At 55.2% G+C, this 24,664-nt stretch carries 22 protein-coding genes and 1 tRNA gene; 18 read left to right on the top strand and 5 right to left on the bottom strand.

Annotated features, from left to right (window positions below; translation table 11 throughout):
* The first annotated feature begins 13 nt into the window (after positions 1-13).
* A tRNA-Gly gene (locus tag G163CM_RS15670) sits at positions 14-89 on the top strand.
* Between the two features lie 269 nt (positions 90-358).
* On the opposite strand, the gene queG is transcribed toward G163CM_RS15670, so the two are convergent.
* On the bottom strand, positions 359-1,498 hold the full coding sequence (queG, locus tag G163CM_RS15665; protein ID WP_231825575.1) for a tRNA epoxyqueuosine(34) reductase QueG: 1,140 nt from the start codon (positions 1,496-1,498) through the stop codon (positions 359-361).
* Here queG and nnr point away from each other — a divergent pair.
* From nnr to G163CM_RS15590, 15 genes are all read left to right on the top strand, one after another.
* The gene (gene nnr, locus G163CM_RS15660; protein WP_231825574.1) at positions 1,497-3,023 is read left to right on the top strand and encodes a bifunctional ADP-dependent NAD(P)H-hydrate dehydratase/NAD(P)H-hydrate epimerase; all 1,527 of its coding nucleotides are present in this window, start codon (positions 1,497-1,499) and stop codon (positions 3,021-3,023) included. The two genes, queG and nnr, sit on opposite strands and share 2 nt — an antisense overlap.
* Positions 3,016-3,477, top strand: a complete 462-nt coding sequence (gene tsaE / locus G163CM_RS15655) for a tRNA (adenosine(37)-N6)-threonylcarbamoyltransferase complex ATPase subunit type 1 TsaE (protein WP_015966217.1) — start codon at positions 3,016-3,018, stop codon at positions 3,475-3,477. Before nnr ends, tsaE begins: the two co-directional genes overlap by 8 nt.
* Before the next feature lie 16 nt (positions 3,478-3,493).
* Entirely contained in the window at positions 3,494-4,840 is a 1,347-nt protein-coding gene (gene amiB, locus G163CM_RS15650; protein WP_015966216.1) for an N-acetylmuramoyl-L-alanine amidase AmiB, read from the top strand.
* 9 nt (positions 4,841-4,849) lie between these two features.
* A complete protein-coding gene (gene mutL / locus G163CM_RS15645) occupies positions 4,850-6,700 on the top strand; it encodes a DNA mismatch repair endonuclease MutL (RefSeq protein WP_231825573.1) in 1,851 nt (616 codons plus the stop codon).
* Positions 6,693-7,643 (top strand): tRNA (adenosine(37)-N6)-dimethylallyltransferase MiaA, encoded by a 951-nt coding sequence (gene miaA, locus G163CM_RS15640; protein WP_015966214.1) that lies wholly within the window; start codon positions 6,693-6,695, stop codon positions 7,641-7,643. The genes mutL and miaA overlap by 8 nt, the downstream gene beginning before the upstream one ends.
* Positions 7,644-7,727: 84 nt before the next feature.
* Positions 7,728-8,039, top strand: a complete 312-nt coding sequence (gene hfq / locus G163CM_RS15635; protein ID WP_015966213.1) for an RNA chaperone Hfq — start codon at positions 7,728-7,730, stop codon at positions 8,037-8,039.
* Positions 8,040-8,110: 71 nt separating this feature from the next.
* Positions 8,111-9,391, top strand: coding sequence for a ribosome rescue GTPase HflX (gene hflX, locus G163CM_RS15630; protein ID WP_015966212.1), 1,281 nt, complete (start codon positions 8,111-8,113; stop codon positions 9,389-9,391).
* Positions 9,392-9,484: 93 nt separating this feature from the next.
* On the top strand, positions 9,485-10,744 hold the full coding sequence (gene hflK, locus G163CM_RS15625; RefSeq protein ID WP_015966211.1) for an FtsH protease activity modulator HflK: 1,260 nt from the start codon (positions 9,485-9,487) through the stop codon (positions 10,742-10,744).
* 2 nt (positions 10,745-10,746) lie between these two features.
* On the top strand, positions 10,747-11,751 hold the full coding sequence (hflC, locus tag G163CM_RS15620; RefSeq protein WP_149464971.1) for a protease modulator HflC: 1,005 nt from the start codon (positions 10,747-10,749) through the stop codon (positions 11,749-11,751).
* Positions 11,752-11,824: 73 nt separating this feature from the next.
* The gene (locus G163CM_RS15615; protein WP_015966209.1) at positions 11,825-12,022 is read left to right on the top strand and encodes a DUF2065 domain-containing protein; all 198 of its coding nucleotides are present in this window, start codon (positions 11,825-11,827) and stop codon (positions 12,020-12,022) included.
* Between the two features lie 102 nt (positions 12,023-12,124).
* A complete protein-coding gene (gene purA / locus G163CM_RS15610; RefSeq protein WP_231825572.1) occupies positions 12,125-13,423 on the top strand; it encodes an adenylosuccinate synthase in 1,299 nt (432 codons plus the stop codon).
* 206 nt (positions 13,424-13,629) lie between these two features.
* A complete protein-coding gene (gene nsrR, locus G163CM_RS15605) occupies positions 13,630-14,055 on the top strand; it encodes a nitric oxide-sensing transcriptional repressor NsrR (RefSeq protein WP_015966207.1) in 426 nt (141 codons plus the stop codon).
* Positions 14,056-14,093: 38 nt separating this feature from the next.
* Complete coding sequence (gene rnr, locus G163CM_RS15600; protein WP_015966206.1) at positions 14,094-16,535, top strand: ribonuclease R; 2,442 nt, start codon at positions 14,094-14,096, stop codon at positions 16,533-16,535.
* Between the two features lie 106 nt (positions 16,536-16,641).
* Positions 16,642-17,373, top strand: a complete 732-nt coding sequence (gene rlmB, locus G163CM_RS15595; RefSeq protein ID WP_015966205.1) for a 23S rRNA (guanosine(2251)-2'-O)-methyltransferase RlmB — start codon at positions 16,642-16,644, stop codon at positions 17,371-17,373.
* A gap of 118 nt (positions 17,374-17,491) precedes the next feature.
* A complete protein-coding gene (locus tag G163CM_RS15590) occupies positions 17,492-19,111 on the top strand; it encodes an isovaleryl-CoA dehydrogenase (RefSeq protein ID WP_231825571.1) in 1,620 nt (539 codons plus the stop codon).
* Positions 19,112-19,174: 63 nt separating this feature from the next.
* On the opposite strand, the gene yjfN is transcribed toward G163CM_RS15590, so the two are convergent.
* Both yjfN and bsmA read right to left on the bottom strand, forming a co-directional pair.
* Positions 19,175-19,450: a DUF1471 family protease activator YjfN gene (gene yjfN / locus G163CM_RS15585; protein ID WP_231825570.1), complete on the bottom strand. Its 276-nt coding sequence runs from the start codon at positions 19,448-19,450 to the stop codon at positions 19,175-19,177.
* 242 nt (positions 19,451-19,692) lie between these two features.
* Positions 19,693-20,046, bottom strand: coding sequence for a biofilm peroxide resistance protein BsmA (gene bsmA, locus G163CM_RS15580; protein WP_231825569.1), 354 nt, complete (start codon positions 20,044-20,046; stop codon positions 19,693-19,695).
* A gap of 206 nt (positions 20,047-20,252) precedes the next feature.
* Between bsmA and yjfP the strand changes: the two genes are divergently transcribed.
* The gene (gene yjfP, locus G163CM_RS15575; protein WP_231825568.1) at positions 20,253-20,981 is read left to right on the top strand and encodes an esterase; all 729 of its coding nucleotides are present in this window, start codon (positions 20,253-20,255) and stop codon (positions 20,979-20,981) included.
* Here yjfP and ulaR read toward each other — a convergent pair.
* A complete protein-coding gene (gene ulaR, locus G163CM_RS15570; protein ID WP_231825567.1) occupies positions 20,978-21,733 on the bottom strand; it encodes an HTH-type transcriptional regulator UlaR in 756 nt (251 codons plus the stop codon). The two genes, yjfP and ulaR, sit on opposite strands and share 4 nt — an antisense overlap.
* A gap of 104 nt (positions 21,734-21,837) precedes the next feature.
* On the bottom strand, positions 21,838-22,902 hold the full coding sequence (ulaG, locus tag G163CM_RS15565; protein WP_231825566.1) for an L-ascorbate 6-phosphate lactonase: 1,065 nt from the start codon (positions 22,900-22,902) through the stop codon (positions 21,838-21,840).
* Positions 22,903-23,263: 361 nt separating this feature from the next.
* Between ulaG and ulaA the strand changes: the two genes are divergently transcribed.
* Positions 23,264-24,661, top strand: a complete 1,398-nt coding sequence (gene ulaA / locus G163CM_RS15560; protein ID WP_231825565.1) for a PTS ascorbate transporter subunit IIC — start codon at positions 23,264-23,266, stop codon at positions 24,659-24,661.
* Positions 24,662-24,664 lie beyond the last annotated feature (3 nt).

Raw genomic sequence — 24,664 nt, 5'->3', positions numbered from 1 at the left:
ACGCACCACCCAAGCGGGAATAGCTCAGTTGGTAGAGCACGACCTTGCCAAGGTCGGGGTCGCGAGTTCGAGTCTCGTTTCCCGCTCCAAATTTTCTTTCTGATTTATCGAAATCCACAGTGAAGTTAATTCGCTGAGGTGATTTTTCGTTTCTGAAATACTCTTGTAAACAGAGTTATCCACAGACTCACGCATCATTCGTGGAATGCAAAATTCTTCGAACGGTGAATAGTATCCTTGTATCTAATTGATAATTATCGAAAAAATAACATTTCAAAATGTTAATTCGATCACTTGACCTCTCTGTGTGCTTTGAATCCCTTTGCTTTTTTATTTTTATTCACAGCCTGTGAATGTTTTACGCGTCCCGCGGTAATCCTTTCTCAACCACTCGCACCAGGCGTTGTTTCTTCGGCAATTGCACCTCGACTACGCAGGCATTTCGCTTCTCAATTTGCTGCGCAATCGCCCATTCTATGTGTTCATCGAGAAGTGGGTGCTCACCTCGGCGTGTCTCCAGCGCCTGAATAACCGCTTCACTCCATGGCGCATTACCCAGCGCAACGGCGATATTACGCAGCCAGCGCAGATGGCCGATGCGGCGAATCGGAGAACCTTCAGTGACTTTCAGGAACCATGCTTCATCCCAGGCAAACAGTTCAATTAGCTCCGGGGCGTGCAGCGCCTTACGCGGGCTGAAGTCTGCTTCGTCTGTCAGTTGCGAGAAACGATTCCACGGGCAAATCAGCTGGCAATCGTCGCAGCCGTAAATACGGTTACCCATCAGTGGGCGAAACTCTTCCGGGATGGCACCTTCCAGCTCAATGGTGAGATAGGAGATACAGCGGCGCGCATCGACGGTGTAAGGCTCAACGATGGCACCGGTCGGGCAGATGGTCATGCAGGCGACGCAGCGTCCGCACTCTTCCTCCACCGGTTTATCGATGGGCAGGGGCAGGTCAATCAGTAACTCGCCGAGGAAAAAGAACGATCCGGCGTCGCGGTTGAGGATAAGTGAGTGCTTACCTGTCCAGCCAATCCCGGCTTTTTCGGCGAGCGGGCGCTCAAGGATGGGCGCGGAATCAACAAAAGGTCTAAAATTCAGCGAGACGCACTGTTCCTGAATCAACTCGCCCAATTTTTTAAGGCGATTACGCAGCAGCTTATGATAATCGCGCCCGAGCGCGTAGCGGCTGATATAACCGAGATCGGGATTTTTCAGGGTGCTGGCAAAGGCCGCATTGGCGGGCAGATAGTTCATCCGCACGCTGATGACGCGCAACGTGCCGGGCTGAAGCTCGTGAGGGCGGGCACGCATCATACCGTGGCGGGCCATCCACTCCATTTCGCCGTGGTATTGTTTGTCCAGCCATGCCTGTAATTTGGGCTCGGAGGCGCTGAGATCGGTATCGGTGATACCCACCTGCTGAAAGCCCAGTTCGGTGCCCCATTGTTTAATTTGTTGCGCTAACTGATTGAGATCGAGGGGCTGTGACATGACGGACCATACATTGACGAGAAACCCTGCAAGTATACCACACTCCGTGTGGCCTGCGGATGACCTGCGGCGCGCAGAAAGAGAGGCGGCAGATAGCCTTGGCATGACGCTGTTTGAACTGATGCTGCGCGCGGGCGATGCCGCGTTTACGCTGGCGCGTGCCACGTACCCGACAGCTTCACACTGGCTGATTCTCTGCGGCCACGGCAATAACGGCGGCGATGGCTACGTAGTGGCGCGTCTGGCGCAGGCGGCGGGCATCAACGTCACACTGCTGGCGCAGGAGAGCGATAAACCGCTGCCGGAAGAGGCCCACGCCGCGCGTGAGGCCTGGCTGAACGCGGGCGGGGTGATCCACTCGCCGCAAACCGTGTGGCCGGAAGAGACCGACCTTATCATCGATGCGCTGCTCGGCACGGGCTTACAGAGCGCGCCGCGCGAGAATATTGCTCGCCTGATAGAGCTTGCGAATCTGCATTCCGCGCCCATTTTCGCGCTCGATATTCCCTCCGGCCTGAACGCGCAAACCGGTACCACGCCGGGTGCGGTGATCCACGCCGAGCATACCCTCACGTTTATTGCCCTGAAACCTGGCTTATTAACCGGCAAGGCGCGAGACGTCGTCGGGCGTTTGCATCATCATGCGCTGGGTCTGGAACGCTGGCTTGAGGCGCAGACGACTGAGATCAGCCGTGCCGACGCATCACAGCTCACCGCGTGGTTCCCACCGCGTCGCCCGACGTCGCATAAAGGCGACCACGGCAAACTGGTGATAATCGGCGGCGATCGCGGTACCGCTGGCGCGATACGCATGACTGGAGAAGCCGCGCTGCGTGCGGGGGCTGGATTAGTGCGAGTGCTTACTCGCATTGAGAACGTCGCGCCGATTATTACCGCCAGGCCGGAGTTGATGGTGCATGAACTGACCCCTGAAATTCTTGAAGAGAGTCTGCAATGGGCAGATGCGGTAGTTATTGGCCCTGGCCTTGGCCAAAGCGCGTGGGGAAAACAGGCGCTGCGTAAGGTTGAAAACGTCAATAAACCGATGCTCTGGGACGCCGACGCGCTGAACCTGCTGGCAATCAATCCCGATAAACGTCACAATCGCGTGTTAACGCCGCATCCCGGCGAAGCCGCGCGGTTACTGAACTGTCGCGTGTCAGAAATTGAAGCCGATCGCTTACTTTCTGCGCAGCGTCTGGTAAAACGGTATGGCGGCGTGGTGGTGCTGAAAGGCGCAGGCACGGTGGTGGCCTGTGAAGCGGGGGCAATAACGCTGATTGACGCCGGAAATGCCGGAATGGCCAGCGGCGGAATGGGCGATGTGCTCTCCGGTATCATTGGCGCATTGCTGGGGCAGGCCTTCTCGCTTTATGATGCTGCCTGCGCGGGCTGTGTCGCGCACGGTGCGGCGGCGGATGAACTCGCGGCGCGCTTCGGTACCCGCGGTATGCTGGCCACCGATCTCTTTTCCACGCTGCGGCGTGTTGTTAACCCGGATGTGATTGACGTAGACCATGATTAATCGAGTGATTCCCTTACCCGACGAGCAGGCGACCTTAGACCTCGGCGACCGCGTGGCGAAAGCCTGCGATGGCGCGACGGTTATCTATCTGTACGGCGATCTCGGCGCCGGCAAAACCACCTTCAGCCGTGGCTTCCTGCAAGCGCTGGGCCACCGCGGCAACGTCAAAAGTCCAACTTATACGCTGGTCGAGCCGTATACCCTCGATAAACTGATGGTTTACCATTTTGATTTGTACCGTCTTGCCGATCCCGAGGAGCTCGAATTTATGGGGATCCGCGATTATTTTTCTAATGATTCCATCTGCCTGGTGGAATGGCCGCAACAGGGCGCGGGTGTACTGCCTGAACCGGATATCGAAATACACTTAGATTACCAGGCGCAAGGGCGTGAGGCGCGCATAACCGCTGTCTCCTCATTGGGTGAGTCTCTGCTGGCGCGGTTTGCCGGTTAATTTTAGGGATCACGGGATGATTTTACGCGCAAAAGGTTGGCTGGCTGCGGCGCTGATGCTGTTCAGCGTGGGCGCAACGGCGGCAACGTTATCCGATATTCAGGTTTCAAATGGCGATCAGCAGGCGCGCATTACCTTCAGTTTTATGGGTGATCCTGAGTACGCATTCAGCCAGGATGGCCCGCGCAGCGTGGCGCTGGATATCAAACAGACGGGTGTAATTCAGGGGCTGCCGCTGCGTTTTAGCGGCAATAACCTGGTGAAAGCGATTCACTCCGGTACGCCCAAAGACGATCAGTCGTTACGTCTGGTGGTCGATCTCACGCAAAAGGGTAAAACGCAGGCGGTTAAAAAGCAGAACGGGGCGAGCTATATGGTGGTGTTTACCATTGATGCCGATGTTCCGCCTCCACCGCCGCCGCCTCCTGCGCCAGTGGTGGTCAAGCAGGTAGAAGCGCCGGTGGTGACGCCTGCGCCGCGTCCGGTTGAGCCTGCGCGTAATCCGTTTAAGACGCAAAACGATCGCATCACGGCGGTGACCAACACCGATACGGCGATTTCACGCCCGGCCAGCCGCACGCGCGTTGCCTCGGGCGACAAAGTGATTATTGCCATTGATGCGGGCCACGGTGGTCAGGATCCCGGCGCTATCGGCCCTGGCGGCACGCGCGAGAAGAACGTGACGATTTCCATTGCCCGTAAGTTGCGTACGCTGCTCAACGATGACCCGATGTTTAAAGGCGTGCTGACCCGCGACGGTGATTACTTTATTTCGGTGATGGGCCGTTCAGACGTGGCGCGTAAACAAAACGCCCACTTCCTGGTGTCGATTCACGCCGATGCCGCGCCAAGCCGTTCAGCGAGCGGCGCGTCCGTGTGGGTGCTCTCTAACCGTCGCGCCAACAGCGAAATGGCGGGCTGGCTGGAGCAGCACGAGAAACAATCTGAGCTGCTGGGCGGCGCGGGCGATGTGCTGGCAAACAGTCAGGCCGACCCGTATCTGAGCCAGGCGGTGCTGGATTTGCAGTTCGGTCACTCCCAGCGCGTAGGCTATGACGTCGCCACCAATGTGATAAGCCAGCTACAGCGCGTGGGCAATATCCACAAGCGTCGCCCGGAACACGCCAGCCTTGGTGTATTACGTTCGCCGGATATTCCGTCGATTCTGGTCGAAACTGGCTTTATCAGTAACACATCGGAAGAACGCCTGCTGGCCAGCGACGACTACCAGCAAAAACTGGCGGAAGCGATTTACAACGGGCTGCGTAACTACTTCCAGGCGCATCCGATCCAGTCTGGCCCGAGAGAAGATCAGGCCCAGACTGCCAGCGCCAACGCATCAACCGGAACGTTGATTAACTAAGGAGTCTTCATGCCGATTCAGGTTCTGCCGCCGCAGCTTGCGAACCAGATTGCCGCTGGCGAGGTGGTAGAGCGACCTGCGTCGGTGGTGAAAGAGCTGGTGGAAAACAGCCTCGATGCGGGCGCAACCCGCATCGATATTGATATCGAACGCGGCGGCGCGAAGCTTATCCGCATTCGCGATAACGGCTGCGGTATCAAAAAAGACGAGCTGGCGCTGGCGCTGGCCCGTCACGCCACCAGTAAAATTGCCTCGCTCGACGATCTGGAAGCCATTATCAGCCTCGGCTTTCGCGGCGAAGCGCTGGCGAGTATCAGCTCCGTCGCCCGTTTAACGCTCACCTCCCGCACAGCGGAACAGCCGGAAGCCTGGCAGGCTTACGCGGAAGGGCGCGACCAGGACGTGACGGTAAAACCCGCCGCGCATCCGGTCGGTACCACGCTGGAAGTGCTGGATCTCTTCTACAACACGCCGGCGCGGCGCAAATTTATGCGCACCGAAAAAACCGAATTTAATCATATTGATGAGATTATCCGGCGCATTGCGCTGGCGCGTTTTGACGTGGCGATCACCCTCAATCACAACGGTAAGATGATCCGTCAGTACCGTGCGGTTACGCAGGGTGCTCCGCGTGAACGTCGGCTGGGCGCGATTTGCGGTACCGCGTTTCTTGAACACGCGCTGGCAATTGAGTGGCAGCACGGTGATTTAACCCTGCACGGCTGGGTTGCGGACCCGAACCACACCACCCCGGCGTTAGCGGAAATTCAGTACTGCTACGTGAATGGCCGCATGATGCGCGACCGCCTGATTAATCACGCGATTCGCCAGGCTTGCGAAGATAAACTGGGTGCCGATCAGCAACCGGCGTTTGTGCTTTATCTGGAAATCGACCCGCATCAGGTGGATGTCAACGTGCACCCGGCGAAGCATGAAGTGCGATTCCACCAATCGCGGCTGGTGCATGACTTTATCTATCAGGGCGTGCTGAGCGTGTTGCAGCAGCAACTGGAAGCGCCGCTGGCGCGGGATGAAGATGACGACGAACTCGCGCCGCGTCCCATTGCGGAAAACCGAGCGGCAGCGGGGCGCAATCAGTTCGCCGAACCTGCGGCGGCGCGTGAGCCTGACGCCCCGCGTTTTAACGCACCCTCTTCAGGCGTGAACACGCGCGGCGGCGCAAGCTGGCCGAATGCGCAGCCGGGATACCAAAAGCAGCAGGGCGCGCTCTATCGCCAGTTGCTCGATACCCCAAAAACGCCGGAGAAACCGCAGTCGCCTGCGCCGGATTCCCTGGCCGGACACAGTCAGAGCTTTGGCCGTGTTTTAACTATTGCGCCGCCGTGCTATGCGCTACTGGAACGCGGCGGCAAACTTAGCCTGCTGGCGTTGCCCGTGGCGGAACGCTGGCTGCGCCTGGCGCAGTTGACGCCTGGCGAAACGCCGATTTGCGCGCAGCCGCTGTTGATTCCGTTGCGCCTGAAAGCGAGCGATGTTGAAAGCCAGGCGTTGCAAACGACGCAGCCGCAACTCGCTTCGTTAGGCATTGATATTCTGGCAGAAGGCCAGCACGTGACCGTTCGCGCGGTGCCTTTACCCTTACGCCAACAAAATTTACAAAACTTGATTCCTGAACTGATAGGCTATCTGGTGCAACAAAGTCAGGTTGAAGCGGGCGATATTGCCCAGTGGCTGGCCCGCAACCTGGCGAGCGAGCATGTTCAATGGAACATGTCTCAGGCTATCGCGATGCTGGCGGATGTTGAACGACTCTGCCCACAGCTGGTCAAAGCACCTCCAGGTGGTCTGTTACAACCTGTTGATTTAGATTCTGCGATGAACGCCCTGAGAAATGAGTGACGTGACCGAGGCTCGCCTGCCGAAGGCAATTTTTTTAATGGGGCCAACCGCTTCCGGTAAAACGGCGTTGGCTATCGAATTACGTAAAGTTTTACCTGTAGAGTTGATTAGTGTTGATTCCGCCCTCATTTATCGAGGGATGGATATCGGGACGGCCAAGCCGAACGCGCAAGAATTGTCAGCCGCGCCGCACCGATTGTTAGACATTCTCGACCCGGCACAGGCGTACTCCGCCGCGGATTTTCGTCGCGATGCGCTGGCCGAAATGGCTGAGATTACCGCTGCAGGGCGTATCCCGCTTCTGGTTGGCGGAACGATGTTGTATTTCAAGGCGTTGCTGGAAGGATTGTCGCCGTTACCGTCGGCAGATCCCGAGGTCAGAGCGCGAATTGAGCAACAGGCTGCAGAGCAGGGGTGGACAGCGCTGCATGAGCAACTTAAGTCAATTGACCCGGTTGCCGCTGCGCGAATTCATCCAAATGATCCGCAAAGACTTTCCCGGGCACTGGAAGTTTTTTTCATTTCGGGTAAAACTTTAACGGAACTGACGCAAACGTCAGGAGACGCTCTGCCCTACAAGGTGCATCAGTTCGCCATCGCCCCGGCGAGCCGTGAACTGCTCCATCAGCGCATTGAGCAGCGTTTTCATCAGATGTTAGCTTCAGGTTTTGAAGCAGAAGTGCGGGCGCTTTTTGCCCGTGGAGATTTGCATACGGATATGCCTTCCATTCGTTGTGTTGGATATCGCCAGATGTGGTCATACCTCGAAGGCGAGATCTCGTACGATGAAATGGTTTATCGAGGAGTTTGCGCCACGAGACAGTTAGCCAAACGCCAGGTGACCTGGTTGCGCGGTTGGGATGGGGTTCACTGGTTAGATAGCGAACAACCTGAACAGGCGTTCAACGAAGTAATACAGGTAGTTGGTGATTGTGTAGACTGAATGTGTACAATTGAACCGTATTCGTGCGCAATTTTAAGGACCTGTGGGTTCTAAGTACAAATAAGCATATAAGGAAAAGAGAGAATGGCTAAGGGGCAATCTTTACAAGACCCGTTCCTGAACGCACTACGTCGGGAGCGTGTTCCGGTTTCTATTTATTTGGTGAATGGTATTAAGCTGCAAGGTCAAATTGAGTCCTTCGACCAGTTCGTGATCCTGTTGAAAAACACGGTCAGCCAGATGGTCTATAAGCACGCAATTTCCACTGTTGTTCCGTCCCGTCCGGTATCTCATCACAGCAATAACGCTGGCGGCGGCACCAGCAGTAACTACCATCATGGTAGCAACGCGCAGGGTTCAACCACTGCGCAGCAAGACAGCGACGACACAGAATAAGTTAACGCTGTTTCCCGGTCGGGGAGCCTGGTTTACCCGGTTCCCCGCTGGTATTTTATGAGGAATTACGCTTGTTTGACCGTTATGATGCCGGTGAGCAGGCGGTGCTGGTACACATCTATTTTTCGCAAGACAAAGATATGGAAGACCTCCAGGAGTTTGAATCTCTGGTCTCTTCCGCCGGTGTCGAAGCAATGCAGGTGATTACTGGTAGCCGTAAAGCACCGCACCCAAAGTATTTTGTTGGTGAAGGTAAGGCTGTCGAAATTGCGGAAGCCGTAAAAGCGACAGGCGCTTCTGTCGTACTCTTTGACCATGCATTAAGCCCAGCCCAGGAACGTAACCTGGAACAGCTGTGTGAATGCAGGGTGATTGACCGTACCGGTCTGATTTTAGATATTTTCGCCCAGCGTGCGCGCACCCATGAGGGTAAGCTGCAGGTTGAGCTGGCGCAGTTGCGCCATCTGGCGACGCGCCTGGTGCGTGGCTGGACCCACCTTGAACGGCAGAAAGGCGGGATTGGTTTGCGCGGCCCGGGTGAAACCCAGCTCGAAACTGACCGTCGTTTACTGCGTAACCGTATTATGCAAATCCTCTCGCGGCTTGAGAAAGTAGAAAAGCAGCGTGAGCAGGGACGTCGTTCCCGTACTAAAGCTGATGTCCCGACGGTATCGCTGGTGGGTTACACCAACGCCGGGAAATCGACGCTGTTTAACCAGATAACTGAAGCGAAGGTTTACGCGGCAGACCAGCTGTTTGCGACGCTGGACCCAACGCTGCGCCGTATTGATGTCGCCGACGTTGGCGAGACGGTGCTGGCGGACACGGTTGGCTTTATTCGCCACCTGCCGCATGACCTGGTGGCCGCGTTTAAAGCAACTTTGCAGGAAACTCGTCAGGCGACGCTGCTGCTGCACGTCATTGACGCAGCCGATGTTCGCGTGCAGGAAAACATAGAGGCCGTAAATACAGTGCTGGAGGAGATCGACTCGCTTGAGATCCCGACGCTGTTGGTCATGAACAAAATCGACGTGCTGGACGATTTCGAACCGCGCATCGATCGTGATGAAGAAAACAAACCTGTCCGGGTCTGGCTTTCCGCGCAGACCGGGGTGGGTGTGCCACTGCTTTTCCAGGCTTTAACCGAACGGCTTTCCGGGGAAGTAGCGCAGCATACTCTGCGTCTACCGCCTGAGGAAGGGCGTTTAAGAAGCCGGTTTTATCAGCTTCAGGCGATAGAAAAAGAGTGGATGGAGGAAGACGGCAGTGTCAGTCTGCAAGTTCGTATGCCGATTGTTGACTGGCGTCGCCTCTGTAAACAAGAACCGGCGTTGACCGATTACGTGGTCTAGCCGGCAGCTTGCCTGGAGCATGGAGTCATTTCGCCTGTCCCCTGCCGTCGCAAGACATTGGGGATCACCGCATAACAAATATGGAGCACATACATGGCGTGGAATCAGCCCGGTAATAACGGACAAGACCGCGACCCGTGGGGAAGCAGCAAACCTGGCGGCAACTCTGAGGGAAATGGAAACAAAGGTGGTCGCGAACAGGGGCCGCCCGATCTGGATGATATCTTCCGCAAGCTGAGCAAAAAGCTCGGTGGCCTCGGCGGCGGTAAGAGCGGTTCTGGCGGCGGTTCAACCCAGGGGCCTCGTGCGCCAATGGGCGGTCGCATCGTCGGTATCGCAGCGGCAGCCGTCGTCATTATCTGGGCAGCCAGCGGATTCTATACCATTAAAGAAGCCGAACGTGGCGTGGTTACGCGTTTTGGTAAGTTCAGCCATCTGGTTGAGCCGGGCCTGAACTGGAAACCGACGTTTATCGACGAAGTGACGCCGGTGAACGTGGAGGCCGTGCGTGAACTGGCCGCTTCCGGCGTGATGCTGACCTCTGACGAAAACGTGGTGCGCGTTGAGATGAACGTGCAGTACCGCGTGACCGATCCGCAGCGCTATCTGTTTAGCGTCACCAGCGCCGACGACAGTCTGCGTCAGGCGACCGACAGTGCCCTGCGTGGTGTCATCGGTAAATACACCATGGACCGTATCCTGACGGAAGGTCGTACCGTTATTCGTAGCGATACCCAGCGCGAGCTGGAAGAAACCATTCGTCCGTACAATATGGGTATCACCCTGCTGGACGTCAACTTCCAGGCCGCTCGTCCGCCGGAAGAAGTGAAGTCTTCCTTCGATGATGCGATTGCCGCGCGTGAAAACGAACAGCAATACATTCGTGAAGCGGAAGCGTACACCAACGAAGTTCAGCCGCGTGCGAACGGTCAGGCTCAACGTATTCTGGAAGAGGCGCGCGCCTATAAGACGCAGACCGTTCTGGAAGCGCAGGGTGAAGTGGCACGCTTTGCCAAGATCCTGCCGGAGTATAAAGCTGCGCCGCAGATCACCCGTGAGCGTCTCTACATCGAGACCATGGAAAAAGTCCTGAGCCATACGCGTAAAGTGCTGGTTAACGATAACAAAGGTGGCAACCTGATGGTTCTGCCGCTCGACCAGATGCTGAAAGGCGGGAATACTTCCGGTGCAAAGAACGATAACAGCGGGGCCAACAACCTGCTGCGTCTGCCGCCGGCGTCTTCCTCCAGCAACAGCGGAGCGAGCAACTCATCGTCCACCAGTCAGGGCGACATTATGGACCAACGCCGCGCTAACGCGCAGCGTAACGACTACCAGCGTCAGGGGGAATAACGATGCGTAAGTCAGTTATCGCGATTATCATCATCGTGCTGGTAGTGCTGTACACCTCTATCTTTGTGGTTAAAGAAGGTGAGCGTGGGATCAAGTTCCAGTTCAGCAGCGTCGTGCGTGATGGCGACAAAAAACCGTTGATCTATGAGCCGGGTCTGCACTTTAAAGTTCCGTTCATTCAGTCGGTTAAAATGCTGGATGCACGTATTCAGACCATGGACAACCAGGCCGATCGCTTTGTAACCAAAGAGAAAAAAGACCTGATCGTTGACTCCTATATCAAATGGCGCATCAGCGATTTCAGCCGCTACTTCCTGGCAACAGGTGGTGGTGACGTTTCTCAGGCAGAAGTGCTGCTGAAACGTAAGTTCTCTGACCGTCTGCGTTCTGAAATTGGTCGTCTGGATGTGAAAGACATCGTCACCGATTCCCGTGGTCGTTTGACCCTGGAAGTGCGTGATGCGCTGAACTCCGGTTCTGCGGGTACCGAAGACGAAGTGGAAACGCCAGCCGCGGACAACGCGATTGCCGAAGCCGCTGAGCGCGTGACCGCTGAAACCAACGGTAAAGTGCCGGTTATCAACCCGAACAGTATGGCGGCATTAGGTATTGAAGTGGTCGATGTGCGTATCAAGCAGATCAACCTGCCGACCGAAGTGTCCGAAGCGATCTACAACCGTATGCGCGCTGAGCGTGAAGCGGTTGCCCGTCGCCACCGTTCACAGGGTCAGGAAGAGGCTGAAAAACTGCGTGCAGCGGCTGACTATGAAGTCACCAAAACTCTGGCAGAAGCAGAGCGTCAGGGCCGTATCCTGCGCGGTGAAGGCGATGCCGAAGCGGCTAAACTGTTTGCCGATGCATTCAGCCAGGATCCGGACTTCTATGCCTTTATCCGTAGCCTGCGTGCCTATGAAAGCAGCTTCCAGAGCAACCAGGACGTGATGGTTCTGAGCCCGGACAGCGATTTCTTCCGCTACATGAAAACGCCGAACGCGACGGCGCGTTAATCGCCCAAAGCGTTAGTGCATAAAAACCACCGCATCTTCGGATGCCGGTGGTTTTCTTTTATAAGGACGAAAAATGAACTCCACAATCTGGCTCGCGCTGGCGTTAGTTTTGGTGCTGGAAGGGCTTGGCCCGATGCTTTATCCGAAGGCCTGGCGCAAAATGATCGCTACGATGACTCAACTACCCGATACGATGTTGCGCCGATTTGGCGGCGGTCTTGTGGTTGCGGGCATTGTGATCTACTACATGTTGACGAAAACGATTAGCTGAACAAAAAGCGGCCTTTTCAGCATCATTTTGAATATAAAAAGTGCTGTATATCTGAAAAAGCGATGGTAGAATCCATTTTTAAGCAAACGGTGATTTTGAAAAATGGGTAACAACGTCGTCGTACTGGGCACCCAATGGGGTGACGAAGGTAAAGGGAAGATCGTCGATCTCCTGACTGAACGGGCTAAATATGTTGTACGCTACCAGGGCGGTCACAACGCAGGCCATACTCTCGTAATCAACGGTGAAAAAACCGTCCTCCATCTTATTCCATCAGGTATTCTTCGCGAAAACGTCACCAGCATCATCGGTAACGGCGTCGTGCTGTCGCCTGCCGCGCTGATGAAAGAGATGAAAGAACTGGAAGACCGTGGTATCCCGGTTCGTGAACGTCTGCTGCTCTCAGAAGCATGTCCGCTGATCCTCGATTATCACGTTGCGCTGGATAACGCACGTGAGAAAGCACGTGGCGCGAAAGCGATCGGTACTACCGGTCGTGGTATCGGCCCGGCTTACGAAGATAAAGTTGCGCGTCGCGGTCTGCGCGTTGGCGATCTGTTCGACAAAGAAACCTTCGCTCAAAAACTGAAAGAAGTGATGGAATATCACAACTTCCAGCTGGTGAATTACTACAAAGTAGACGCAGTTGACTACCAGAAAGTGCTGGACGATGTGATGGCGGTTGCCGACATCCTGACCGGCATGGTTGTTGATGTGTCTGACCTGCTGGACCAGGCGCGCAAACGTGGCGATTTCGTCATGTTCGAAGGCGCGCAGGGTACGCTGCTGGATATCGACCACGGTACTTATCCGTACGTAACGTCTTCCAACACCACTGCGGGTGGCGTGGCGACCGGCTCCGGCCTGGGCCCGCGTTATGTTGACTACGTACTGGGTATCATCAAAGCTTACTCCACTCGCGTGGGTGCGGGTCCGTTCCCGACTGAGCTGTTTGATGACACCGGCGAATTCCTGTGCAAACAGGGTAACGAATACGGTGCAACCACCGGTCGTCGCCGTCGTACCGGTTGGCTGGATACTGTTGCGGTTCGCCGTGCGGTGCAGATCAACTCCCTGTCTGGCTTCTGCCTGACCAAACTGGACGTACTGGACGGCCTGAAAGAGGTTAAACTCTGCGTGGCTTACCGTATGCCGGATGGCCGCGAAGTTACCACTACTCCGCTGGCAGCAGACGACTGGGAAGGTATCGAATCGATTTACGAAACCATGCCTGGCTGGTCTGAATCCACTTTCGGTGTGAAAGAGCGTAGCGGCCTGCCGCAGGCAGCGCTGAACTACATCAAGCGTATCGAAGAAGTGACCGGTGTGCCGATTGATATTATCTCTACCGGCCCGGACCGTACCGAAACCATGATTCTGCGCGACCCGTTCGACGCATAATTGATGGAAATGCCCGGCAACGAGAGTCGCCGGGTTTATAAGCCGGGTAACGCGCATTTGCGCTGTATCCGGCTTACTATCTTGCAAGATCCGCGCTTTTTTCCTTCCCGCACCGAAAAAATTAGCGACCTGGCTGGTGGCTGGTTTATCATCAATATAAATATCCGAAATTATTCTTCCCGAGTTCCTGTTCCCCTGAGGTTGATGTGCAGTTAACAAGCTTTACCGATTATGGATTACGCGCGCTGATTTATATGGCGTCGTTGCCAGATGGCAAGATGACCAGTATCTCTGAAGTGACAGAGGTCTACGGCGTGTCACGTAACCATATGGTGAAAATCATCAACCAGCTAAGCCGCGCGGGCTACGTGACGGCAGTGCGGGGGAAAAATGGCGGGATCCGGCTGGGCAAGCCGGCGGAGACGATTCGCGTAGGCGACGTTGTCCGCGAACTGGAACCTCTCTCGCTGGTGAATTGCAGCAGTGAGTTCTGCCACATCACACCGGCCTGTCGATTGAAACAGGCGCTTTCTCAAGCCGTGCAAAGTTTTCTCAAGGAACTGGATAACTACACACTGGCCGATTTGGTTGAAGAGAATCAACCGCTTTATAAATTATTGTTGGTGGAGTAAAGACTATCGCCGACAACGATGACTACGGAGGAACCGATATGTCACAAGACCCTTTCCTGGACCGCGAAGCTGAAAAATACGCCAATCCTATCCCGAGCCGGGAATTTATCCTCGATCATTTAACAAAACGTGAAAAACCTGCCAATCGTGAAGAGCTGGCGGTTGAACTGAACATTGAAGGCGAAGAGCAGATTGAAGCCCTTCGTCGTCGCCTGCGCGCCATGGAGCGTGACGGGCAACTCGTCTTTACTCGCCGCCAGTGCTATGCGCTGCCGGAACGCCTCGACCTGCTGAAAGGCATGGTTATCGGTCATCGCGATGGCTATGGCTTCTTGCGCGTGGAAGGCCGTAAAGACGACCTGTACCTCTCCAGCGAACAGATGAAAGTCTGCATGCATGGCGATCAGGTGCTGGCACAACCGCTGGGCGCGGATCGTAAAGGCCGTCGCGAAGCGCGCATTGTGCGCGTGCTCGAGCCGAGAACCGGGCAAATCGTTGGCCGCTACTTCACCGACGCGGGCGTCGGTTTCGTGGTGCCGGACGACAGCCGCCTGAGCTTTGATATTCTCATCCCGCCAGAAGCGGTGATGGGCGCGCGTATGGGCTTTGTGGTGGTGGTCGAACTGACCCAGCGCCCAACCCGCCGCACGAAAGCGATTGGTAAAATTGTCGAAGTGCTCGGCGATAACATGGGCACCGGCATGGCCGTTGACATGGCGCTGCGTACCCATGAGATCCCATACGTCTGGCCGCCAGCGGTAGAAGCGCAGGTTGCCGGGCTGAAAGAGCAGGTGCCGGAAGAAGCGAAAATTGGCCGCGTCGATCTGCGTGATTTACCGTTGGTGACTATCGATGGTGAAGACGCCCGTGACTTTGACGATGCGGTTTACTGCGAGAAAAAACGCGGTGGCGGCTGGCGTCTGTGGGTGGCGATTGCCGACGTAAGCTATTACGTTCGCCCACCAACCCCGCTGGACAAAGAAGCGCGCAACCGTGGTACGTCCGTTTACTTCCCGTCGCAGGTTGTACCGATGCTGCCGGAAGTGCTCTCTAACGGGCTGTGCTCGCTGAACCCGCAGGTTGACCGCCTGTGTATGGTCTGCGAAATGACCGTCTCATCAAAAGGCCGCTTAACGGGTTATAAATTCTATGAAGCGGTGATGAGCTCCCACGCGCGTCTGACCTACACCAAAGTGTGGCATATGCTGCAGGGCGATCAGGACCTGCGTGAGCAGTATGCGCCGCTGGTTAAGCACATTGAAGAGCTGCATAACCTCTATAAAGTGCTGGACCAGGCGCGTGCCGAACGTGGGGGTATCTCATTCGAAAGCGAAGAAGCGAAGTTTATCTTCAATGCCGAACGCCGTATCGAACGTATCGAGCAGACGCAGCGTAACGATGCGCACAAACTGATTGAAGAGTGCATGATTCTGGCAAACATCTCGGCGGCGCGTTTCGTTGAGAAAGCGAAAGAACCTGCGCTGTTCCGTATTCACGATAAGCCAACGACGGAAGCGATTACCGCATTCCGTTCCGTTCTGTCGGAGCTGGGGCTGGAACTGCCGGGCGGCAACAAGCCGGAGCCGCGTGATTACGCCGAGCTGCTGGAATCCGTCGCCGATCGTCCTGACGCCGAAATGCTGCAAACCATGCTGCTGCGTTCGATGAAGCAGGCGATTTACGACCCGGAAAACCGGGGCCACTTTGGCCTGGCGTTACAGTCGTATGCGCACTTTACCTCGCCGATTCGCCGTTATCCTGACCTGTCGCTGCACCGCGCCATCAAGTATCTGCTGGCGAAAGAGCAGGGCCACAAAGGCAACACCACGGAAACCGGCGGCTATCACTACTCGATGGAAGAGATGCTGCAACTGGGTCAGCACTGTTCCATGGCCGAACGCCGCGCTGATGAAGCCACGCGTGACGTCGCTGACTGGCTGAAGTGTGACTTCATGCAGGATCAGGTCGGCAACGTCTTTAAAGGCGTGATTGCCAGCGTGACCGGCTTTGGCTTCTTCGTCCGTCTCGATGAGCTGTTTATCGATGGCCTGGTCCACGTTTCATCGCTGGATAACGATTACTATCGTTTCGACCAGATTGGTCAGCGTTTGATCGGTGAATCCGGTGGGCAGACCTATCGTCTGGGCGACCGCGTAGAAGTTCGCGTGGAAGCGGTCAACATGGACGAACGTAAGATTGACTTCTCGTTGATTTCCAGCGAACGTGCGCCGCGTAATGTCGGCAAAACCGAACGCGAAAAAGCGAAGAAAGGTCCGGCGAATAAAAACGGCAGTCGCCGTCGCCAGGTCGGCAAGAAAGTGAATTTCGAGCCAGACAGCGCGTTCCGTGGCGAGAAGAAACAGAAGCCTAAAGCAGCGAAGAAAGAGGCGAGAAAAGCGAAGAAGCCATCGGCGAAAACGCAAAAAATCGCCGCTGCGACTAAAGCAAAACGCGCAGCGAAGAAGAAAGTGGCGGAGTAAAACCCGCCCCTCACCCCGACCCTCTCCCCATAGGGGAGAGGGAGAATAATCGGTAGGCCGGGCAAGCGCAGCGCCCCCGGCAAAACGTTAGCAATGAGACCCATCAATGAGTGAAATGATTTACGGCATCCACGCAGTCCAGGCCCTGCTGGAGCGCGCTCCTGAACGTTTTCAGGAAGTCTTTATTTTAAAAGGCCGCGAAGATAAACGTTTGTTGCCGCTGATCCACGCGCTGGAAGCGCAGGGCGTGGTGATCCAACTGGCGAACCGCCAGTATCTGGATGAGAAAAGCGAAGGTGCCGTGCATCAGGGTATTATCGCGCGCGTGAAGCCGGGCCGTCAGTATCAGGAAAACGATCTGCCGGATCTGATCGCCTCGCTGGAAAACCCGTTCCTGTTGATCCTCGATGGCGTTACCGATCCGCACAACCTCGGCGCCTGCCTGCGTAGCGCCGATGCGGCGGGCGTGCACGCGGTGATTGTTCCGCGCGATCGCTCTGCACAGCTGAACGCAACGGCTAAGAAAGTCGCCTGCGGCGCAGCAGAAAGTGTGCCGCTGATCCGAGTGACCAACCTGGCACGCACCATGCGTTTGTTGCAGGAAGAGAATATCTGGATCGTCGGTACCGCTGGCGAAGCGGATCACACCCTCTATCAGAGCAAAATGACCGGCCGCATGGCGCTGGTGATGGGTGCTGAAGGCGAAGGTATGCGCCGTCTGACCCGTGAGCACTGCGACGAGCTGATCAGCATTCCGATGGCGGGCAGCGTCTCCTCGCTGAACGTCTCCGTCGCAACGGGCATCTGCCTGTTTGAAGCGGTACGCCAGCGCGGTTAACGCGTCGAGCGTTGAAATCAAGCCATCCCACGGGATGGCTTTTTTGTGACCGCAATCCAGCGCCAAATCCTTACCTCTGTCCATACTTAAAGTACTGCCACTTGACGGAGGGAGACACATGTCCTGGCAAACGCACACCGTTTTTAATCAGCCTGGCCCGTTAAATAACAGCAATCTTTTTTTGTCCGATGGCGCACTGCGTGAGGCGCTGGTCCGCGAAGGCGCAGGCTGGGACAGTGACCTGCTGGCGAGTATCGGTCAGCAACTGGGGACCGCCGAATCGCTGGAGCTTGGGCGGCTCGCCAACACCAATCCCCCTGAACTTCTGCGCTACGACGCCACCGGCACGCGTCTGGACGACGTTCGTTTTCATCCTGCGTGGCATCTCTTAATGCAGGGGCTGTGCGCCAACCGGGTACATAATCTGCCGTGGGAAGAGGATGCGCGCGCGGGCTCGTTCGTTGCCCGCGCCGCGCGTTTTATGCTGCATGCGCAGGTGGAAGCCGGAACGCTGTGCCCGATTACCATGACCTTCGCGGCCACTCCCTTACTACAACAGGCGTTGCCCGCCGAGTTTAAAGAGTGGATCACACCGCTTATGAGCGATCGCTACGATCCACATTTACTGCCCGGCGCGCAAAAGCGCGGGTTGCTGATTGGCATGGGAATGACCGAGAAGCAGGGCGGTTCAGATGTGTTAAGCAATACCACGCGTGCGGAGCGTCTGGCGGATGGCAGCTATCGGCTGGTGGGGCACAAATGGTTTTTCTCGGTGCCGCAAAGCGATGCGCATCTGGTGCTGGCGCAGGCCACTGGCGGGCTCTCCTGCTTCTTTATGCCGCGCTTATTGCCCGACGGGCAGCGCAATGCCATTCGTATCGAACGCCTGAAAGATAAGCTCGGCAATCGTTCTAACGCCAGCAGCGAAGTGGAGTTTCAGGAGGCTTTCGGCTGGCTGGTGGGTGAAGAGAGCGAGGGCGTGCGGCAAATTCTGCGCATGGGGGGCCTGACGCGTTTTGATTGCGCATTGGGCAGCCACAGTATGATGCGTCGGGCGTTGTCGGTGGCGCTTTATCATGCCTTCCAGCGTCAGGCGTTTGGCAAGAATCTGGTCGATTTACCGCTGATGCGCCAGGTGCTGGGGCGGATGGCACTACAGCTTGAAGGGCAAACGACGTTTCTGTTTCGCCTTGCTGGCGCATGGGGACGGCAGTCACATGAGGCAGAGCGCCTTTGGGCACGGTTGTTCACGCCAGCGGCGAAATTCGCCATTTGCAAAGCGGGTATGCCGTTTGTGGCTGAGGCGATGGAGGTGCTGGGCGGCTCCGGTTATTGCGAAGAGAATGAATTGCCGCGTCTCTATCGCGAAATGCCAGTGAACAGTATCTGGGAAGGCTCCGGGAATATCATGTGCCTGGACGTGCTGCGCGTCCTGACAAAACAGCCGGATGCGCTGGAACTGCTGGCGGAGATGTGCGGTGACGTGAAAGGCCAGGATCGCCACTACGATCGCCAGTGGCGGCAGTTGCAACAGCGTTTACGCAAGCCGTCGGAAGCGCAGGGGCGCGAAATTGCGATGCAAATCTATTTGCTGGGTACGGGCGCGCAGATGCTGAAATATGCGTCACCACCGATGGCGCAGGCCTGGTGTCGAATGATGCTGGATACGCGCGGCAGCGTATTGCTTAACGATCAGGTTATCAGTGATGTACTGCTGAGGGCGACAGGGGGCGTGTGAGGAAAAGCTGACGTCGTGGAAGAGCGGCATTCTGCCAGTTACTCTTCCACGCGTTTTATTGTCTCAGGCATAGATAATCGCCTGTGCTCGCCAGTTGTCCGGTTGCTGCTCTTCGTACATCTGAACAATGCGATACCAGGAAGCACCTTGTTCATCCGCTTTCTGGGCGATGGCATCTTCGACATCTTGCTGACTACCGGAAATATTGTTCACGGAAATCAGCCCGATTTCATTCAGCCCGGTAACGCAATCCGCGCTGGCAAATTCAGCCGATTGCGCCGCGCTGGCATGAGCACCGCCAGAAAAGAGCAGGGTAGATAAGGTAAGAGATCGTTTCATCGTCAGCTCCATATACAAAACCCCGTAGGGCAGTCCATAGCAGACGTCAGGGCATACTTGCATCCGCTCCTTCGGATGGGTCGTTGATGACGCCATATTGCATCAGGGAAACGTGAATAAGGTACAAACCTGCGTAAATCTGGTTCAACAATGTTGTCCACTATACTCTTCATCCTTTAAGTTGTTTCTGCGTTGGCTGCGGTCGTTCACCCCAGTCACTTACTTCAGTAAGCTCCTGGGATTCACTCCCTTGCCGCCTTGAAAAAACTCGAATGATTTTGAGTATCTTTACGGTAAAGGATGGCCTGCGAATACCACTGCCCCGGAACCACCGTGCTGTCATCAATCATGATGATAACGTAGTAATCCGCTTTGGCCGCGGTCGCTTTGGCTTTCAGCGCGGCTTCGACATCCATTGGCGAGCCATATATCATGACGCTGATGGTGCCCATCCGCTGTAAACCTTCCGTCTGGTTACGACGAATTTCTTGTGGAGTATCTGTTGCCGCCGGAGGGGCTGTAGGCTTACCTTCCAGAATGCTGCAACTGCTCAACAGTAACGCCAGTAACAGAGGAGTAAAGCGACGCATAACCATATCCCGTTTCCTGATATTCACAGTGTAGTGGTATAAGGAAATTCCCATTAGGGGAATGTTCCCGATTTGTTATCTCAAGCGCTATTTTCGAATGAAAATCTCACGAAAGTGCAACTGGGTTCTCAATGTTAAAAATCAGACAAAGGATCATCTGCTAAAGCCCCACTGCTTTGCCTGATATTCAGTATGCCGGAAGGAGGCAACCGATGATTGAACTGGAAATGCGCATGCTCGCGGGGAATGAAATCCTGCATGCGTTCCCGAAAGGTTACGCTGCACAACCGCTGCCTTGCATCGTTTTTTATCATGGATTTACCTCCTCAAACCTGGTTTACAGCTATTTTGCCGTCGCGCTGGCGCAGGCCGGTTTTCGCGTGGTAATGCCGAGCGCGGCGGAACACGGGGCGCGCTTTAACGGTGACGAGCAGCAACGGTTACAGCACTTCTGGCAGATTCTGCTGCAAAACTTTCATGAGTTTCCGGCATTGCAGGAAGCGCTATACCGTGAGCGACTGGTGAGCGAGGGGCGTCTGGCGGTGGCGGGGGCCTCGATGGGCGGAATGACGGCACTGGGGATCATGACGCATCACCCTGAGCTTAAATGTGTGGCCAGCCTGATGGGGTCGGGCTATTTCAGTTCGCTTTCCACAACGCTATTCCCACCTGCTGATGCGCAGCGCGCTGACCTTCCGCCGCTGCTGGCCGAGTGGGATGTCAGCCAGCAGCTCGCCCACGTCGCAGACAGGCCGCTGCTGCTCTGGCACGGCGATGCTGACGATGTGGTGCCGCCTGATGAAACATTTCGTCTGCAGCAGGCGTTGAAGCGCGACCAACTGGACGCTAATCTGACCTGTGTCTGGCAAGCTGGCGTGCGTCATCGCATTACGCCAGAAGCCCTAAGCCACACTGTCGATTTCTTTAAACGCTATCTCTAAACGCGCAGCACCTGCACGCCCTGTGCTTCCAGCGCTTTGAGGATTTCAGGGTCAGCCTGCTTGCCGGTGATAACCATATCGATTTCATCGGCGCGGCTGAACAGCATACCTGCGCGTTCGCCAACCTTACTGCTATCCACCAATACGGCGAGTTTACCGACAACATTCAACATTTTTTGCTCGGCCATCGCGGTGAGCATGTCGGTTTTATACAACCCTTCTGCGGTAAGCCCCTTACCGCTGGTGAACATCCAGTGGCCCGCATAGAGGCTGTTTTCGCTGCCCTGAGGGCTGAGTGTGATCGCATGGCTGCGGTTGTACTGCCCACCCATGATGATCACGCTGTCATGCTCCTGCTCAATGAGGTAATTCGCCAGCGGCAAATAGTTGGTGATGATTTGCACCGGTTTGCCGCAGATCTCCTGCCCCAGCAGAAAAGCGGTTGAACCACAGTTAATGACCACGCTTTCACCAGGCATTACCAGTTGCGATGCGGCTCTGGCGATACGCACTTTCTCATCGTGATTCAGCGCCTGATGGATATTCATTGGAGACCAGCGCGGGCGCGGTTGATTGATGGCTTCAGCGCCGTTACGTACTTTTTTCAGTTTGCCGCTTTCATCGAGCTTGTTGATGTCCCGGCGAGCGGTGGCCGGTGAAATCCCCAGTCGGGTCATCACCTGTTCTACGGTGACAAAGCCTGTCTGCGCCAGCAGTTCGAGTAATATTTGATGCCTTTGCGCTTCCGTCATGAGCTAATCCGATAAAAAATGATGAGCAAAGATGATATTTGAAATGTCACGAAAATACTATGTCAGGAGAGAGCCGGATAGGATCTATCCGGCTAGGGAGCGGATTACAGGAATGATTTGAACGGCAGATCCGGTTCAATCGTGAAGCAGTCGTCGAAACCACGCGGATAGTGGTACTCGAAATTGTCTTTATCCAGAGGCCAGGTGAACTTGCCGCCAACCTGCCAGATAAACGGCTTAAAGCCATACTTCAAACGATCTTTTTTCATCTCCCACAGTACGCGAATCTCTTGCGGATCGGCCTGGAAGTTTGACCAGATGTCGTGATGGAACGGGATCACTACTTTCGCATTTAACGCTTCGCCCATACGCAGCATATCGGCGCTGGTCATTTTATCGGTAATACCGCGTGGGTTCTCACCATAGGAGCCTAAAGCCACGTCGATTTGATACTCATTACCGTGTTTCGCATAGTAGTTAGAGTAGTGGGAATCGCCGCTGTGATACAGGGAGCCGCCCGGCGTTTTGAACAGGTAGTTTACCGCGCGATCGTCCATACCGTCTGGCAGTACGCCAGCCGCTTTTTGATCGGCAGGCAGGGTAATCAGTGCCGTACGGTCGAAGGCGTCAAGTGCATGAATTTCAATGTCTTTAACTTTTACCACGTCGCCCGGTTTAACTACGATGCAACGCTCTTTCGGCACGCCCCAGCCAATCCATAAATCGACGCAGGTTTTCGGCCCGATAAACGGCACATCATCAGCGCAGTTCTGCATCACGGCGGCGGCGACGTTCACATCGATGTGATCGTTATGATCGTGCGTTGCCAGGACGGCGTCGATCTGGCGAATGGCAAACGGATCAAGAACAAACGGGGTGGTGCGCAGGTTTGGCTGCAGTTTTTTCACGCCCGCCATACGCTGCATTTGGTGACCCTGCTTCATTAGCGGGTTGCCGTGGCTCTGCTTGCCGGTGCCGCACCAGAAATCGACGCAGATATTGGTGTTACCCTCAGATTTCAACCAGATACCGGTGCAGCCCAGCCACCACATCGCAAATGTTCCCGGTGCCACTTTCTCCTGCTCAATCTCTTCGTTCAGCCAGCAGCCCCATTCCGGGAAGGTGCTCAGGATCCAGGATTCACGTGTGATGGTTTCTACTTTACTCATGATTTATCCCTCTTCAAAATTTCAAAATACGTCATGTTGTGATTTGTTATGATTGATAATGACGCTAAATTTTCAGGAATGCAATGGCTCTTTTTGTACTCTTTTGTATATACATTTGACGAGATAAGTCTTTTGTAACTCGATGAATCAAAGTGAGTTATTTTTAATTTATTGATTATAAAAGGATATGTTCTTTAGATTTTGCCGGATACGAAACACACATAGTTTGTATGATTATTATTGCGGCGTAAGTCACATTTAATCAAATTGAATCTTGTTGTGATTATTTTTGATTATTAGAGTGAGCGAACTAACAGACGGACGTGCGCTGACCGCAGCGCCTTCATTTTCGGAGAGCGTTATGGATATCCTCTACAACATCTTTACCGTATTTTTTAACCAGGTCATGACCAATGCCCCGCTGCTGCTGGGTATTGTGACCTGCCTGGGTTACATCCTGCTGCGTAAAAGCGTCAGTGTGATTATCAAGGGCACCATCAAAACGATCATCGGTTTTATGCTGCTGCAGGCCGGCTCTGGCATCCTCACCAGCACCTTCAAACCGGTTGTGGCGAAAATGTCCGAGGTTTACGGCATTAACGGCGCAATTTCCGATACCTACGCATCAATGATGGCGACCATCGATCGCATGGGCGATGCCTATAGCTGGGTAGGTTACGCGGTGTTGTTAGCGCTGGCGCTGAACATCTGTTACGTGCTGCTGCGTCGCATTACCGGTATTCGTACCATCATGCTGACCGGCCACATCATGTTCCAGCAGGCGGGGCTGATTGCCGTTACGTTGTTTATTTTCGGCTATTCCATGTGGACGACCATTATCTGCACCGCGATTCTGGTTTCGCTCTACTGGGGCATTACCTCCAACATGATGTACAAACCGACTCAGGAAGTCACCGACGGCTGCGGTTTCTCCATCGGTCACCAGCAACAGTTTGCATCATGGATTGCTTATAAAGTCGCGCCGTTCCTCGGCAAAAAAGAGGAAAGCGTTGAAGACCTCAAACTGCCAGGCTGGCTGAATATTTTCCACGACAACATCGTCTCCACGGCGATTGTCATGACCATCTTCTTTGGCGCCATTCTGCTCTCCTTCGGTATCGACACCGTTCAGGCGATGGCAGGCAAAGTGAACTGGACGGTGTACATCCTGCAAACTGGTTTCTCCTTCGCGGTGGCGATCTTCATCATCACTCAGGGCGTGCGCATGTTTGTGGCGGAACTCTCTGAAGCGTTTAACGGTATCTCTCAGCGCCTGATCCCAGGTGCGGTTCTGGCGATTGACTGTGCGGCTATCTATAGCTTCGCGCCGAACGCCGTGGTCTGGGGCTTTATGTGGGGCACCATCGGTCAGCTGATTGCGGTTGGCATCCTGGTCGCCTGCGGTTCCTCGATACTGATTATTCCTGGCTTTATCCCGATGTTCTTCTCTAACGCCACCATCGGCGTGTTCGCTAACCACTTCGGCGGCTGGCGTGCGGCGCTGAAGATTTGTCTGGTGATGGGGATGATCGAAATCTTTGGCTGCGTCTGGGCGGTGAAACTCACCGGTATGAGTGCCTGGATGGGTATGGCGGACTGGTCGATTCTGGCACCGCCGATGATGCAGGGCTTCTTCTCCATCGGTATCGCCTTTATGGCCGTCATCATTGTAATTGCACTGGCTTATATGTTCTTCGCTGGCCGCGCACTGCGCGCAGAAGAAGATGCAGAAAAACAACTGGCAGAACAGTCTGCTTAATAA

Origin of the sequence: Pseudocitrobacter corydidari (assembly GCF_021172065.1) — a bacterium.
Taxonomy (GTDB): Bacteria; Pseudomonadota; Gammaproteobacteria; order Enterobacterales; family Enterobacteriaceae; genus Pseudocitrobacter; species Pseudocitrobacter corydidari.
Note: the sequence above shows the minus strand (reverse complement) of the source record. Positions and strands in the feature narration are given on the sequence as shown.

What these genes read in the sequence shown, in the direction of transcription:
- hfq (WP_015966213.1), top strand. Translation starts at nt 7,728, where the DNA reads ATGGCTAAGGGGCAATCTTTACAAGACCCGTTCCTGAACGCACTACGT.
- G163CM_RS15590 (WP_231825571.1), top strand. Translation starts at nt 17,492, where the DNA reads ATGTCCTGGCAAACGCACACCGTTTTTAATCAGCCTGGCCCGTTAAAT.
- hflC (WP_149464971.1), top strand. Translation starts at nt 10,747, where the DNA reads ATGCGTAAGTCAGTTATCGCGATTATCATCATCGTGCTGGTAGTGCTG.
- queG (WP_231825575.1), bottom strand. Translation starts at nt 1,498, where the DNA reads ATGTCACAGCCCCTCGATCTCAATCAGTTAGCGCAACAAATTAAACAA.
- hflK (WP_015966211.1), top strand. Translation starts at nt 9,485, where the DNA reads ATGGCGTGGAATCAGCCCGGTAATAACGGACAAGACCGCGACCCGTGG.
- ulaA (WP_231825565.1), top strand. Translation starts at nt 23,264, where the DNA reads ATGGATATCCTCTACAACATCTTTACCGTATTTTTTAACCAGGTCATG.
- G163CM_RS15615 (WP_015966209.1), top strand. Translation starts at nt 11,825, where the DNA reads ATGAACTCCACAATCTGGCTCGCGCTGGCGTTAGTTTTGGTGCTGGAA.
- tsaE (WP_015966217.1), top strand. Translation starts at nt 3,016, where the DNA reads ATGATTAATCGAGTGATTCCCTTACCCGACGAGCAGGCGACCTTAGAC.
- rlmB (WP_015966205.1), top strand. Translation starts at nt 16,642, where the DNA reads ATGAGTGAAATGATTTACGGCATCCACGCAGTCCAGGCCCTGCTGGAG.
- ulaG (WP_231825566.1), bottom strand. Translation starts at nt 22,902, where the DNA reads ATGAGTAAAGTAGAAACCATCACACGTGAATCCTGGATCCTGAGCACC.
- miaA (WP_015966214.1), top strand. Translation starts at nt 6,693, where the DNA reads ATGAGTGACGTGACCGAGGCTCGCCTGCCGAAGGCAATTTTTTTAATG.
- rnr (WP_015966206.1), top strand. Translation starts at nt 14,094, where the DNA reads ATGTCACAAGACCCTTTCCTGGACCGCGAAGCTGAAAAATACGCCAAT.
- ulaR (WP_231825567.1), bottom strand. Translation starts at nt 21,733, where the DNA reads ATGACGGAAGCGCAAAGGCATCAAATATTACTCGAACTGCTGGCGCAG.
- yjfP (WP_231825568.1), top strand. Translation starts at nt 20,253, where the DNA reads ATGATTGAACTGGAAATGCGCATGCTCGCGGGGAATGAAATCCTGCAT.
- mutL (WP_231825573.1), top strand. Translation starts at nt 4,850, where the DNA reads ATGCCGATTCAGGTTCTGCCGCCGCAGCTTGCGAACCAGATTGCCGCT.
- yjfN (WP_231825570.1), bottom strand. Translation starts at nt 19,450, where the DNA reads ATGAAACGATCTCTTACCTTATCTACCCTGCTCTTTTCTGGCGGTGCT.
- bsmA (WP_231825569.1), bottom strand. Translation starts at nt 20,046, where the DNA reads ATGGTTATGCGTCGCTTTACTCCTCTGTTACTGGCGTTACTGTTGAGC.
- amiB (WP_015966216.1), top strand. Translation starts at nt 3,494, where the DNA reads ATGATTTTACGCGCAAAAGGTTGGCTGGCTGCGGCGCTGATGCTGTTC.
- purA (WP_231825572.1), top strand. Translation starts at nt 12,125, where the DNA reads ATGGGTAACAACGTCGTCGTACTGGGCACCCAATGGGGTGACGAAGGT.
- nnr (WP_231825574.1), top strand. Translation starts at nt 1,497, where the DNA reads ATGACGGACCATACATTGACGAGAAACCCTGCAAGTATACCACACTCC.